General features: G+C 70.7%; 11 protein-coding genes. 2 read left to right on the plus strand and 9 right to left on the minus strand.

Features of this window, described 5'->3' with window-relative positions; genetic code table 11:
• The 4 genes from D7Y15_RS38245 to D7Y15_RS38260 form a co-directional block, all read right to left on the minus strand.
• Positions 1 to 1,416, minus strand: a 1,416-nt coding sequence (locus D7Y15_RS38245; RefSeq protein ID WP_121755656.1) for a PAS domain-containing protein, incomplete at its 3' end; no start/stop codon positions are given.
• Positions 1,417 to 1,861: 445 nt separating this feature from the next.
• A complete protein-coding gene (locus D7Y15_RS38250) occupies positions 1,862 to 3,259 on the minus strand; it encodes a sigma-54 dependent transcriptional regulator (RefSeq protein WP_120577170.1) in 1,398 nt (465 codons plus the stop codon).
• Entirely contained in the window at positions 3,241 to 4,719 is a 1,479-nt protein-coding gene (locus D7Y15_RS38255) for a sensor histidine kinase (RefSeq protein WP_120577171.1), read from the minus strand. Before D7Y15_RS38255 ends, D7Y15_RS38250 begins: the two co-directional genes overlap by 19 nt.
• 100 nt (positions 4,720 to 4,819) lie before the next feature.
• Complete coding sequence (locus D7Y15_RS38260) at positions 4,820 to 5,011, minus strand: hypothetical protein (protein WP_120577172.1); 192 nt, start codon at positions 5,009 to 5,011, stop codon at positions 4,820 to 4,822.
• A 259-nt stretch (positions 5,012 to 5,270) separates the two neighbouring features.
• Here D7Y15_RS38260 and D7Y15_RS38265 point away from each other — a divergent pair, with 259 nt between their 5' ends.
• Entirely contained in the window at positions 5,271 to 5,693 is a 423-nt protein-coding gene (locus D7Y15_RS38265; RefSeq protein WP_233597015.1) for a response regulator, read from the plus strand.
• On the opposite strand, the gene D7Y15_RS38270 is transcribed toward D7Y15_RS38265, so the two are convergent.
• From D7Y15_RS38270 to D7Y15_RS38280, 3 genes are read right to left on the minus strand one after another with little or no spacing between them, the layout of a single operon-like run.
• The gene (locus D7Y15_RS38270; RefSeq protein WP_121755654.1) at positions 5,694 to 7,007 is read right to left on the minus strand and encodes a dicarboxylate/amino acid:cation symporter; all 1,314 of its coding nucleotides are present in this window, start codon (positions 7,005 to 7,007) and stop codon (positions 5,694 to 5,696) included.
• Between the two features lie 17 nt (positions 7,008 to 7,024).
• Complete coding sequence (locus D7Y15_RS38275; protein ID WP_120577175.1) at positions 7,025 to 8,806, minus strand: monovalent cation:proton antiporter-2 (CPA2) family protein; 1,782 nt, start codon at positions 8,804 to 8,806, stop codon at positions 7,025 to 7,027.
• Between the two features lie 55 nt (positions 8,807 to 8,861).
• Positions 8,862 to 9,629 carry an SDR family oxidoreductase gene (locus tag D7Y15_RS38280; protein WP_120577176.1) on the minus strand — a complete coding sequence of 256 codons (768 nt, stop codon included), beginning with the start codon at positions 9,627 to 9,629 and terminating at the stop codon, positions 8,862 to 8,864.
• A gap of 122 nt (positions 9,630 to 9,751) precedes the next feature.
• Between D7Y15_RS38280 and D7Y15_RS38285 the strand changes: the two genes are divergently transcribed.
• A complete protein-coding gene (locus tag D7Y15_RS38285) occupies positions 9,752 to 10,672 on the plus strand; it encodes a LysR family transcriptional regulator (RefSeq protein ID WP_121755655.1) in 921 nt (306 codons plus the stop codon).
• A gap of 1 nt (position 10,673) precedes the next feature.
• Here D7Y15_RS38285 and D7Y15_RS38290 read toward each other — a convergent pair whose 3' ends face one another.
• A complete protein-coding gene (locus D7Y15_RS38290) occupies positions 10,674 to 12,407 on the minus strand; it encodes an ATP-binding protein (protein WP_120577178.1) in 1,734 nt (577 codons plus the stop codon).
• A 111-nt stretch (positions 12,408 to 12,518) separates the two neighbouring features.
• Positions 12,519 to 13,039, minus strand: a 521-nt coding sequence (locus D7Y15_RS38295; protein WP_148712972.1) for a CheB methylesterase domain-containing protein, incomplete at its 5' end; no start/stop codon positions are given.

Genomic DNA, 13,039 nt, shown 5'->3' on the forward strand with positions numbered 1-13,039 from the left:
GGAGGTGACCTCGATGGTGCCGCCGTGGGCGTGCACGATTTCGCGCACGATGTAGAGCCCCAGGCCGTAGCTCATCTTCAGCGTGCGCGTCTGCTGCGGGCCCTGGCGGAAGGGCTCGAAGAGGTGGGGCAGGGTGGCTTCCGGAATGGGGCGGCCCTGGTTGTGGACCGTCACCACCACCTTGTTGCGCAGGCCGCGAGTGGACAGCAGCACGGGCGCGTCCGCCGGGCTGTACTTGAGGGCGTTCTCCACCAGGTTGGACACCACCTGCGCCAGGCGGTCCGGGTCCCAGTGCCCCTGCGTGTTGCCCTTGTGGTCCACGACGATGTCGCGCTTCGGGAAGGCCACGCGGAACTCGTGAGCCACCTTGGCCAGCAGCTCCTGCGTGTCCGTGCCGCGCGGCTCAATCACCACGCCGCCCACCAGCCGGGCGCGGGTGAAGTCCAGCAGCAGGCGCGTCAGCCGTTCGATGCGGACCGCCGCGGTGGCGATGCGCTGGCTGGTGCGCGCCGTCTCCTCCGCGGGCCCACCGGCGGCGAGCACGCGCGACCAGTTCATGATGGCGCCGAGCGGGCTGCGGATGTCGTGGCTGATGATGCCCATCAAGTGTTCCTGGAACTCGGTGTGCCGGAGCACCTCTTCTTCCGCCCACTTGCGCTGGGTGATGTCGCGGCTGATGCCGAACAGGCCGAACACGTTCCCTTCCGGGTCGCGCAGCGGGCCCTTGGTGGACTGCCACACGCGGATGTCCCCGCTGGGGGACTGATGCGAATCCTCGTAGGTGAGGGGGTGGCCCGCCTTGAGCACGTCCCGGTCGTGCTTCACGTTGATGCGGGCCTCGTCGGGCGGGAAGAGCTCCGCGTCGGTGCGCCCGCGCACCTCGGCCACGGTGTCGCGGCCCACGGCGCGCGCGCCCGCCGAGTTGATGACCTGGTAGGTGCCATCCATGTCCTTGATGTAGATGGCGTCGGTGGTGCCCTCCATCACCGCCTGGAAGAGCTGGCCCACGCGCTGCAACTCGTGGCGGGCCTGGACCTCGCGGGAGATGTCGCGGCAGTGCACCAGCAGGCCGCCGTCCACGGGGCGGGTGCTCACCTCGAAGCAGAAGCCGCCTTCGTGCCAGCGGTGCTCGTAGGGCTCGGAGGAGGGCTGCTCGGTGGCGGGCACGTCCAGGCGCAGGTGCTGGCTCAAGCCCAGCACGTCCGCCACCTTCTTGCGCACGTCATCGCCCGGCTGGACGCGGGGCCCCAGCAGCTCGCGCATGCGCCGGCTCAGCCAGGTGATGCGCCAGCCCGCGTCCACACCGAGGAAGGCCTCTGGCAGCGCCTCCAGCAGCGTTTGCAGACCCGGGCCAGAGGCCTCCGTCGGGGACGGGGCGGAAGGACGGGAACGCGGGCGGGCAGGAGCTTGGGCCATCGGTGGGTCGTCGGGGTACGGGGAGCGGGTTCCTTCAGGTGGGAAACACAGCAGTGCGGCGGAGCGTGCCCGGCTTCAATGCCGGAACACGGGACCAGGACAGCGGCGGGCGTCCTGACTGCCTGTTACGCGAAACGCGGACTCGTGGATTTCCGAGGGTAGGGAGAAACCTCTTGGAGGAAACGGGTCAGTGACATTCCTGTCGCCTGCTTTGCGCGCGAGGTCCACCACGCGACAGAAGACACGGCTCTGGACGGGAACGGAACGCATCCTCCTGGAACCATACCCCGCGCGAGGCAAAGCGGGGGCCCGCCCCGAGGGATGACGTGACTTGCGCCCATGGCGGAGGGTTTTGGCCGGAGCGGATGGTCCAGGGGCTCCCAGGTGCTGGGAAAAAGGGGGGTGGACGTCACCCGGGGGGAGGCGTGCCCCGTGCCTCCCCGGCTCAGGGCTTCCTGGGCTCACGAGGCTCCTTGGCCTCCCGAGGCTCGGTGTCTCCGCGCTCCAGCTTCCGGTAGAGCGTCTTGCGGTCCACGCCCAGGATGCGGGCGGCGAGCGTGCGGCTGCCGCCCACCGCCTCCAGCACGCGGTGGATGTAGCGGCGCTCCAGCTCCTCCAGCGTCACCAGCTCCGACGGGTCCGTGTTCTCCGGCACCACGCGCGGCGTGCTGTAGTTGCGGATGCGCTCCGGCAGGTCATCCACCGTGAGCTGTTCGAAGGACGTGAGCGCCACGGCGCGCTCGATGCAGTTCTGCAACTCACGCACGTTGCCCGGCCACCCGTAGGCCAGCAGGCGCTGCGCCGCCGCGGGGGACAGGCCCACCACCTTCTTGCCCGTGCGGGTCGCGAACTGCTCCACGAAGCGCTGCGACAAGAGCAGCACGTCGTTGCCGCGCGCGCGCAGCGGGGGCAGCTCCAGGCCAATGACGTTGAGCCGGTAGTAGAGGTCCTCGCGGAAGCGGTTCTCCTCCACCGCCAGCTCCAGGTCGCGGTTGGTCGCCGCGACGATGCGCGCGTCGAAGGGCGTCTCCGTGTCCCCGCCCACCGGGCGCACCACGCGCTCCTGCAATGCGCGCAGGAGCTTCGGCTGGAGCGTCATGGGCAGCTCGCCCACTTCATCCAGGAACAGCGTTCCCCCATTCGCCTTCACGAACAGGCCCGTGCGCGAGGCCTTCGCGTCGGTGAAGGCGCCCTTGGCGTGGCCGAACAGCTCGCTCTCCAAAAGCTGCTCCGGCATGGCCGCGCAGTTGATGGCCACGAAGGGCCCCTCCTTGCGCCGGCCCCGCGCGTGGAGGGCGCGCGCGGCCACCTCCTTGCCCGTGCCGCTCTCACCCGTAATCAGCACCGTGGCGTCCACGTCCGCCACCCGGTCGATGAGCGCGTACGCCTGCTTGAGCGCGGGGCTCTCTCCCACGAGCGCGCCGTCGTCCTGGCGTTGGTCCAGGGCCTGGCGCAGCCGGCGCACCTCCGCGCGCAGGGCGCGGTGCTGTACGGCGCGCTCCAGCACCAGCACCAGGGCGTCCAGGTCGATGGGCTTGGTGATGAAGTCGTAGGCGCCCGCGCGGATGGCGGCCACGGCCGTCTCCAGGCTGCCGAAGGCGGTCACCACGACCACGGGGATGTCCGGCCGGTTGAGCACGATGCGCTCGCACAGCGCCAGGCCGTCCATGCCGGGCATGCGCAGGTCGGTGAGGACGGTGTCGAAGTCCTCGGCGGCAAGCTTCTGGAGCGCCTCGTCCGCGGCGGCCACGGCCACGGGCTGGAAGCCCCGGCGCTGGAGGCCCTTCTCCACCATGGCGCGCATCTCGCGCTCGTCTTCGACAATCAGGATGCGGCCTGGCATGCGTCCTTCCCTGGCGGCAGGTAGATGGAGAAACAACTCCCACGGCCCGGCTCGCTTTTCACGTCAATCCAGCCGCCGTGGTCGCGCACCATCCCATAGGAGACGGACAACCCGAGCCCCGTTCCCTCGCCCACGTCCTTGGTGGTGAAGAAGGGCTCGAAGACGTGGGGCAGCACGTCCGCGGGAATGCCCGAGCCCTCGTCCTCCACGTCCAGCCGCACCCAGTCCTGCTCCGGGCCGCCCACGTCCGCGGGCGGCGTGGAGCGCAGCACCTGCGAGCGCACGCGCAAGGTGCCGGGCCGGTTCATCGCGTGGAGGCCGTTCATCACCAGGTTGGTGAGCACCTGCTGGAACTGCCCCGAGTCCACCTCCACGGTGAAGCCCGGGGGCACCTCCTGGGACAGCGTCACGCTGCGCTTGGTGGCCATGGGCTTGAGCAGCGACAGCGTGCGCTCCGCCAGCAGGGACAAGTCCTCCGGCGCGCGGGAGGGCGTGCGGCGCCGGGCGAAGTCCAGCAGCTGCCGGATGATGCCGGTCATGTGCTGGGCCTGCTGGAAGATGATGCGTGCGCACTCGTTCACCTCGTCGCCCTCCGCCTCGCCGGAGGAGACCATCTTCGCGCGGCCCATGACGACGTTGAGCGGCGTGCCCAACTCGTGCGCCACGCCGGACGCGAGCTTGCCCACCGTGGTGAGCCGATCCGCGTGCCGCAGGTGCTCCACCGTGCGCAGGCGCGCCGCCGTCTCCGTGGCCAGCCGGGCCCGCGTCTCCTCCAGTTGTTCACCCATCCGGTTCATGGCCACCGCCAGCGTCGTCAGTTCGTCGCCGCGCTCGCGCCGCAGGGGCACGCGCGCGGTGAGGTCGCCCTCGCCAATCCGTCCCGCCAGATGCACCAACTGCTCCACGGGCTGGCCCACCAGCTTGCGGCCCATGGCCATGGCGGCCAGGAGGAAGAAGAGGGAGAGCGCCGCCGTGGCGATGACGGTGCCCACCACGGTGGTGCGCACGTGCATCTCCTGTTCGGACATGGACTCGGTGATTTCAATGGCGCCCATGCGCCGCCCCAGGAACACCGGCGTGTACGAGCGCAGCACGCCCGGGCTGGTGGACTCGTCCATCAACCAGCCGTCGTTGCCCGCGCGCAGGCTGAGCAGCAGGGCGGGGGGCAGCGCCGGCGCGAAGCCGGAGCCCGGTCCACCGTCCAGCCACACCCAGCGCAGCCGCACCTGCTCCTGGAAGCGGTTGGCCTGGTTGAGGAGCGTGAGCGCTTCGGACTCACCCGCCAGCTGCCACGCCTTGCCAATGGAGCCGGCCAGCGTGTGACCGAGCAGGCGGTGGTCGTGCTGCGTGTCGATTTCCGACCGGGCGAGCTCCCGGTTGACCTGGAACGCCTGGAGCCCGGCCATCACCGCGACGGCGAGCAGCACGAGGGCCAGGGTGAATTTGCGAGCGAGCTTCACGGAAGAGGCAACCCCCGGTTCGTGCGTGAGGGGGAAGGAACACACGGACCGGGGAGGTACGCTACGAGTACCGCGGGTGCTGCGTCACGACAGTCCGTGGCTAGTTGCTGCTCGAGCCTTCAGCCGGGGCGGCGGGGGCCTTCTGGGAGGTGCCCTGCTTCGCCTTCTTCGCCTTGGCGCCGGCCTTCGCCTGGGCGGCGGGCGCGCTCTTGGCGGGCTTGGCCTCGGCGGCGAAGGCGCCCGAGGCGAGGGACAGGGACAGACCGAGGACCAGGGCGGAAGTGCGCTTCATGGAGAGACTCCGTGTCATGCCCGCGAGGTGTGAATTGGGGTGTGGGGTGCGGGGCTGACTGGAGCTAGAGCATTGGCCATGCCAACGCGCGCCACCGAGTGAGGCGCTGCCAACGCTGGGCAGGATGTCCATGCATGCCTGGGGCACATTGCCCCGACGGGGGCAGGATGCCCCGGAGACTCACGCGGCACGACGGATCCACGGCCCCTGAAGGCATGGGGCGACGCACGTGGCATGCGCCATGCTCCTCCGCAATCAAATGACGAACGCACCTTCGCAAGGAGAAGCAACGCACGCCCCGCGCATCCTGGTGGCCGAGGACGACGACGCGATGCGCGCGATGCTCGTGCGCACGTTGGCGCGCGCGGGCTACACGGTGGTGGAGGTTGAGGACGGCTTCGAGCTGGGTGACTACGTGGCGATGATGCAGGGCCACGGTGGGACGCTCGCTCCGCCGGACCTCATCGTCAGCGACGTGCGCATGCCGGGGCGCACCGGCCTGGAGGCGCTCGGGAGGTTGCGCGCGCAGGGCATCGCGTGCCCGGTGCTGCTGCTCAGCGCCTTCGCCGACGAGGAGACGCACGCGGAGGCACTGCGGCTGGGCGCCCGGCAGTTGTTGGACAAGCCGGTGGACCTGGACGTGCTGAAAGAGGCGGTGCGCGACGCGGTGGCGCACCCCTGATCAGGCAGTCGTTCCTGCGTCGGCGGGCGGCGCCTCGGGAGTGGATACGCCGTTGAGCTCCGCGTGCAGCCGTTCGCGGTCCAGCTCGTTCTCCCAGCGGGACACGACGATGCTGGCCACGCCGTTGCCAATGAAGTTGGTGAGCGCGCGCGCCTCGCTCATGAACCGGTCGATGCCCAGGATGAGCGCCAGCCCCGCCACCGGCACGGACGGCACCACCGCCAGCGTGGCGGCCAGGGTGATGAATCCCGCGCCCGTCACGCCGGACGCGCCCTTGGACGTGAGCATCGCCACGCCCAGCAGCGTGGCCGTCTGCGTGAACGTGAGGTCCACGTTGAGCGCCTGGGCCACGAACAGCGCCGCCATGGTGAGGTAGATGTTGGTGCCGTCCAGGTTGAACGAGTAGCCGCTGGGCACCACCAGTCCCACCACGGACTTGGAGCAGCCCAGCCGCTCCAGCTTCTGCATCAGCGGCACCAGCGCGGACTCGGACGACGACGTGCCCAGCACCAGGAACAGCTCCGCGCGGATGTAGCGCAGGAACTTCAGGATGGAGAAGCCCGTCACCCGAGCGACGAGCCCCAGTACGCACACGACGAAGAGCACGCACGCCAGATAGAAGCACCCCATCAGGCGCAACAGCGGGCCCAGGCTGGTGACGCCGTAGGCGCCCAGGGTGAAGGCCATGGACGCGCCCGCGCCAATGGGCGCCAGCTTCATCACCGTGCCAATCATGTGGAAGAAGGCCTTGGAGAGCGCCTCGAAGAGGACGACCACGGGCTTCGCCGTCGCGCCAATGGCCGTGAGCGAGAAGCCGAACAGCAGCGCCAGGAGCAGCACCTGGAGCAGGTCGCCCTCGCCGGTGAAGGCGTCCACGAAGGTGCGCGGGATGATGTGCAGCAGGAAACCCGAGGTGGACTGGTCGTGCGCCTGCTGGGCGAAGCGGGCCACGGCGCTCGCGTCCAGCGTGCGTGGGTCCACGTTGAAGCCGGAGCCGGGCTTGAGCACCGTCACCACCACCGCGCCGATGATGAGCGCGAACGTGGAGATGACCTCGAAGTAGAGCAGCGCCTTGCCGCCCACCCGGCCGACCTTCTTCATGTCCGCCACGTTGGCCACGCCCAGCACCACGGTCAGGAAGATGACCGGGGAGATGAGCATCTTCACCAGCGCGATGAACGCGTCGCCCAAGGGCTTGAGCTTCACCGCCGTGGACGGCGCGAAGTGGCCCAGCAGGCCCCCCGCGAAGATGGCGGCCAGCACCCAGAGGTAGAGGCGGGAGGACTTCGAGTGGCCAGCGGTATCGGCGCTCATTGGTCGTGCGTCCCCCCTCAGACCGACTTCTGCTCGGCTTCGTCCTTCTCGAACAACAGCTCCAGCTCGCGGCGCGCGCGGACGATGACCTCCATGAATTTCTTCTCGTCCTTGAAGACCTTGGCGCTCTCCAGCATCAGGGCCTCGTCGTGCTCGCGGAAGCGCTCCACGGACCGGCGGGCCTCCGCGAAGGTGAGGCCCATCTCCTGGAGCACGTCGCCGGCCATGGTGAGGCTCGCGTCGAACGTCTCACGGATGAGATGGGTGACGCCCATGTCCAGCAGCCGGTACGCGTGCTCGCGGTTGCGCGCCCGGGCGTAGATGGTCAGGTGCGGGAAGTGCTCCTTCACCATCTGCGCGGTGCGCAGGGACGCGGCCATGTCGTCGATGGCCAGCACGAACACCTTGGCCTTCTCCGCGCGGGCGGCGCGCAGCAAATCCAACCGGGACGCGTCGCCGTAGAACACCTGGTTGCCGAAGCGCTGGATGAAGTCGATGTGCTCCGCGCTCGCGTCGATGGCGGTGAACCCGATGCGGCGCGCGCGCAGCAGGCGGGCCACCACCTGACCCACGCGCCCCATGCCCGCGATGATGACCGGGTGGTCCTCTTCCGGGGACACGTCGTATTCGCGCTGAGGGCCCTTGTTCTTGAATCGCGGCGCCACCCAGCGCTCGTGGATGGCGGACAGGAACGGCGTCACCACCATGGACAGGCCCACCACCAGCACCAGCAGGTCCGCCTGCTCGCGCTCCATCACGTGGAAGGACACGGCCAGGGAGAAGAGGACGAAGGCGAACTCACCGCCCTGCGAAATCACCACCGCCAGGCTCTCCGCGGAGCCCGGCTTCTTCAGCCCCACCCGACCCAGCCCGTACAGCACCAGCGCCTTGAGGAAGGTGAGGCCCAGCACCAGCGCCAGCACGCGCAGGGACTCGCGCGCGAGCAGCGCCAGGTTCAAGGACATGCCCACGGCGATGAAGAACAGGCCCAGCAAGAGGCCCTTGAAGGGCTCGATGTCCGCCTCCAGCTCGTGGCGGTACTCGGACTCCGACAGCAGCACGCCCGCGAGGAACGCGCCCATCGGCATGGACAGGCCCACCGCGCTGACCAGCGTCGCGGTGCCCACGACGACGAGCAGTGCCGTCGCGGTGAACAGCTCCTGGCTGTGTACGGACGCCACCGCGCGGAACACCGGCCGCAGCAGGTGTCGGCCCGCCACCACCACCACGAGCACCGCACCCACGGCCTTCACGGCCATCAGCCACCCGGGCTCCGTGGACGGCGTGTCGGACCGGCCCAGGAGCGGCAGCGCGGCCAGGAGTGGGATGACGGCCAGGTCCTGGAACAGGAGGATGCCGAAGGCCAGCTGACCGTGCTCGGCGGTGAGCTGGTTCTTCTCCCCGAGCAGCTGGAGCGCGAACGCGGTGGAGGACAGCGACAGGCCGAAGCCCGCGACGATGGCCGCGTTCCAGGACAGGCCCAGCGCCTTCGACACGCCCGCGAGCAGCAGGCCCGTCAGCACCACCTGCGCGCCGCCCATGCCGAACACGGAGCGGCGCAGGTTCCACAGGCGCGACGGCTGCAGCTCCAGGCCAATCACGAACAGCAGCAGCACCACGCCCAGCTCGGCGGTGTGGAGGACGTTCTCCACGTCGGAGATGAGGCCCGCGCCATACGGCCCGATGGCCGCGCCCGCCGCCAGGTAGCCCAGCACGGAGCCCAGCCCCAGCTTCTTGAAGAGGGGCACGGCGACGACCGCGGCGGCCAGGAACACCAGCGCCTGATGCAGGAAGGACATAAGGCGCCTGCATGGCACGCTGAAGGCCACCTCGGCAACAGGCGTGGGGAGCGGCTCAGGCCTGCTGGGTGGGCATGAGGGTGAGCTGCTGGAAGTTGATGTGCCGCGGCAGGGCGGTGGCGAAGGCGATGATGCCCGCGACCTCCTCCGGCGACATCCAGGTGAGCGACTTCCGAGCGCCCTCCAGCCAGGCTCGCGCGCCCGGGTCGGTGTTGCCGTCGTGCAGCGCGGTGTCCACCAGCCCCGGCTCCAGGGCCATCACCCGGACGAAGCGGGGGCCCAGCTCCGCGCGCAGGTGACGGGACAGGTGGGTGACGGCGGCCTTGGTGGCGCCGTAGACGTTGAAGTTCGGGTACACCGCCTGCGCGGCCACGGACGACACGTTGATGAGGTCCGAGCGCCCGCCCGCCTTCGCCGCCGCCAGCAGCGGCTCCACGAAGGTCTCCACGACGCGCACGCTGGCCTTCACGTTCAAGTCGATCATCTGTTCCCAGTCCTCCGTGGGGTGCGCCTCCATGGGCGTGGGCCGCATGAGGCCGGCGTTGTTGAGGACCAGGTCCGCGACGCCCAGCTCGCCCGCGATGGCCTTCGCGGCCTCCTTCACGGACCGCGCGTCCAGCACGTCGGTGCCCAGGGCGAGCGCCCGGCCACCCCCTTGCGTGATGGTGGAGGCGAGCGCGTCCAGCCGCTCCTTGCTGCGCGCGAGCAGGGCGACGCTCGCGCCGTCCCGTGCGAGGCGAAGGGCGGTGGCGGCGCCGATGCCACTGGAGGCGCCGGTGATGACGGCGATGCGGCCGGACAGGGGCAGGGTGGGGGATGCCATGGGAGGACTCCTGCTCGCGCTAGGGAAGGGTGCTGCTTTCGCGAGACAGGACAAGGGATAGGAAATGGGCGCTTCCGGGAGTAGGTCTGGAATCTGGATGGACTCCTGAAGAAAGCTCAGAAATGGCTCTCACTCCGCTCAATGCGTTGCACCAGTTCCTCGCTGTCGCCCGGCACCGAAGCTTCGCGGCCGCGGCGGCGGAGTTGGGCGTGTCGGCCTCCGCGCTGAGCCACACGGTGCGCCAGTTGGAGGAGCGGCTGGGCGTGCCGCTGTTGTCGCGCACGACGCGCAGCGTGGCGGTGACAGCGGCGGGGCGGCGGCTGGTGGAACAAGCGGGACCGGGCGTGGCACAGGCGCTCGGTGCGCTCAAGGAAGCGTCCTCGCAACCTGGGACGCTGACGGGTGCGCTGCGCTTGACGCTGCCGTCCACCGCGCTGCCCTTCGTGCTCACGCCGCTGCTGGCCTCGTTCCGCGAGCGCCATCCCCAGGTGGAGCTGGACCTGGTGGTGGAGAACCGCAAGGCGGACATCGTCGCGGAGGGCTTCGACGCGGGCATCCGGCTGGAGGAGTACCTGGAGCGGGACATGGTGGCGGTGCGCATCGCGCCCCCGTTCCGCTTCGTCGTGGTGGGCACTCCGGAGTACCTGGAGCGCCACGGCACGCCGGTGAAGCCGAAGGACCTGCTCCAGCACGACTGCTTCACCTATCGCTCGTCCAACACCGGCGCGCTGCTGCCGTGGGATCTGGAGAAGGGCTCGCGCACGTGGCGGCTGCCGGTGCGCGGCGCCGTCACCACCAACGACGAGCGCGTCTGGCTGGGGCTGGCGGAGGCCGGCCTGGGCCTGGCGTACGTGCTGGAGTCCCAGGTGGAGAGGCAGCTGAAGGCGGGCACGCTGCGCCGCGTGCTGGAGGAGTACGCCGCGTCCGTGCCGGGCCTCTTCCTCTACTTCCCCAGCCGAGCGCAGGTGTCACCCGCGCTGCGCGCCTTCCTGGAGCACGCGCGCCAGGTGCTCACCCCGCCCGCGCGGAGGAAGGGGCGCTGACTCAGTGCTCGTAGGTGTCGCGCGGACGCGACATGCCACCGGAGGCCGCGGCCTGCGGGGCGGCGACGGGCATGCCCACGTGCGCCACGGGAAGCGTGAAGTTGAAGACGCTGCCGGTGCCCAGGATGCTCTCCGCGCGGATGGAGCCGCCGTGCGCCTCCACCAGGCCCTTGGCGATGGCCAGCCCCAGGCCGGTGCCGCGGGCAGCCGCGTCGCGCGCCTGCCAGTAGCGGTCGAAGATGTGCGGCAGCGCGTCCGGCGTGATGCCGTTGCCCGTGTCGCGCACGTCGAAGGACACCTCGCCGCCGCGCATCACCGCCTTCACCGCCAGCGTGCCGCCCGGCGGGGTGAACTTCACGGCGTTGCCCAGCAGGTTGCCCATCACCTGGAGCACGCGGCTGCGGTCGCACTTCACGCGCAGGCCCTCCGTGGGCAGGTCCGCCTCCAGGTGCAGCCCCTTGGCCTCCGCCAGCGGCCGGATGGCCTCCAGCGCCTCCGTGGCCAGCGCCACGGCGGTGTGCTCGCCCAGCTCCAGCGGCAGGTGGCCCGCCTCCAGGCGGCCCCAGTCCAACAGGTCGCTGATGAGCCGCGACATGCGCTCCGCCGCGTCGTTGATGCGCGTGGCCTGCTTCGCCACCGCCTCGCCGCCCGGCTTGCCCGCCGTGCCGCGCAGGAGCAGCGCCGCGCCCAGCTGCACCACGCCCAGCGGGTTCTTCAGGTCGTGTGACACCACCGCGAGCAGGTCCTCGCGAGCGCGCGCCGCCCGGCGGGACTCACCCACCAGACGCGCGTTGTCGATGGCCAGGCTCGCGCGCAGGCAGAGGTCCTCCGCCAGCGCCAGGTCGTCCGGGCCGTAGCGGCGCCCGGAGCCGGAGCTCACGAACGTCACCGCGCCCAGCGTGTGGCCGCGCGCGCGCAGCGGGATGATCATGTACGAGCGCGCCTGCAACGCCTCCAGCATCGCCGGGTGCGCGGGCTCCGCCGCCGCCGCGCGCAAGAGCGACTCCGTCACCGCGGGCACCAGCTCCGGCTCGCCCGTGCGCAGCACGCGCAACAGGCCCACCGGCGCGTCGTCGCGAACCTCCGTGCGCATGGGCAGGCCCCGGGCGCGCTCCTGCTGCGTCGGGTCCAGGCACGCCACCGCCGCGCGGCCCACCCACGGGCCCTGTTCCAGCGCGTCCACCAGGCACCAGTCCGCCAGGTCCGGCACCGCCAGGTGCGCGAGCAGCGTGTACATGCCCTGCGGATCCGGCGGGTGCGTGAACAGCGTCGTCATCGCCTGATACAGGAAGGACCGGCGGCGCTCGGCGGTCTCCACCTCCGCGCGCGCGGCCTGCTCCAGCTCCAGCGCGCGCGAATAGACGGCTTCGGCTTCCGTGAGCGCCCGCGCCGTCACCAGCACGACCGGGGACGCATCCGCGTCCGTGCCCAGCGGCGTGAGCACCAGCGCGTGCCGGCGGATGCCCTGCGCGCCCGGCCACGGCGCCTCCACGGTGGTGGACTCGCGCAGCGTCACCACGCGGACGCGCGCGGACTCCAGCGCGGTCAGTGCCTCCTGCGGCAGCCCCAGCTCACTCCAGTGCCGGCCCGACAGCGCGCCTGCCTCACGGCCGAGCGCCCGGGCGCCCGCCGCGCTACACGACACCAGCCGGCCCGTGCCATCCAGCAGGTAGGCAGGGTCGGGGATGGCGGCGAACACCGCTTCGTAGGCCAGACCGATTGTCAAAGCGCTCATCGGGGAGAAGGGGCGAGGGGGTGCCCGGATTGGACCCGATATTGACACTCCGTTCCAGGCCCGCCATTCCGCCCGCCAACTCCGGCGTATGAATTTCACTCAACCAACACTTCAGCTGAGCCGACCCCCAGGCTGGAGCAGTGCCAGCAGCCGGCGGGCAATCTGCCCGAGCGGCAGGACCTCGTGCGCCAGGTTGGCGCCCACCACCACTGCGGGCATGCCGTAGACCACGGACGTCGCCTCGTCCTGGGCGATCACCCGCCCGCCCGCCTGGTGCAGGTCCCGGATGCCGTCCAGGCCGTCCTGGCCCATGCCGGTGAGCACCACCGCCAGGGCCGTCTGCCCGTAGGCGCGGGCCACGGTGCGGAAGAGCCAGTTGGCGGACGGGCGGAAGCCCTGGATGGGCGCGGCGCCGGACACCTGCGCGCGCTGGTCCTGGGTGACGCCCAGGTGCTTGTCATCCGGTGCCAGGTACACCGTGCCGGAGACGAGGGGCTCGCCGTCCTCGGCCACCTTCACGCGCAGCTTCGTGGCCGTGCCCAACCACGTGGCCAGGCCGGAGCCGAAGCCCAGCGCGATGTGCTGCACCACCAGGATGGGGGGCGGGGAGGGGTGGCTGCCCAGGTCGGACA

The sequence above is a fragment of the Corallococcus sp. AB030 genome (genome assembly GCF_003668965.1).
Taxonomy (GTDB): Bacteria; Myxococcota; Myxococcia; order Myxococcales; family Myxococcaceae; genus Corallococcus; species Corallococcus exiguus.

What these genes read in the sequence shown, in the direction of transcription:
- D7Y15_RS38250 (WP_120577170.1), bottom strand. Translation starts at nt 3,259, where the DNA reads ATGCCAGGCCGCATCCTGATTGTCGAAGACGAGCGCGAGATGCGCGCC.
- D7Y15_RS38260 (WP_120577172.1), bottom strand. Translation starts at nt 5,011, where the DNA reads ATGAAGCGCACTTCCGCCCTGGTCCTCGGTCTGTCCCTGTCCCTCGCC.
- D7Y15_RS38265 (WP_233597015.1), top strand. Translation starts at nt 5,271, where the DNA reads ATGACGAACGCACCTTCGCAAGGAGAAGCAACGCACGCCCCGCGCATC.
- D7Y15_RS38270 (WP_121755654.1), bottom strand. Translation starts at nt 7,007, where the DNA reads ATGAGCGCCGATACCGCTGGCCACTCGAAGTCCTCCCGCCTCTACCTC.
- D7Y15_RS38275 (WP_120577175.1), bottom strand. Translation starts at nt 8,806, where the DNA reads ATGTCCTTCCTGCATCAGGCGCTGGTGTTCCTGGCCGCCGCGGTCGTC.
- D7Y15_RS38280 (WP_120577176.1), bottom strand. Translation starts at nt 9,629, where the DNA reads ATGGCATCCCCCACCCTGCCCCTGTCCGGCCGCATCGCCGTCATCACC.
- D7Y15_RS38285 (WP_121755655.1), top strand. Translation starts at nt 9,752, where the DNA reads ATGGCTCTCACTCCGCTCAATGCGTTGCACCAGTTCCTCGCTGTCGCC.
- D7Y15_RS38290 (WP_120577178.1), bottom strand. Translation starts at nt 12,407, where the DNA reads ATGAGCGCTTTGACAATCGGTCTGGCCTACGAAGCGGTGTTCGCCGCC.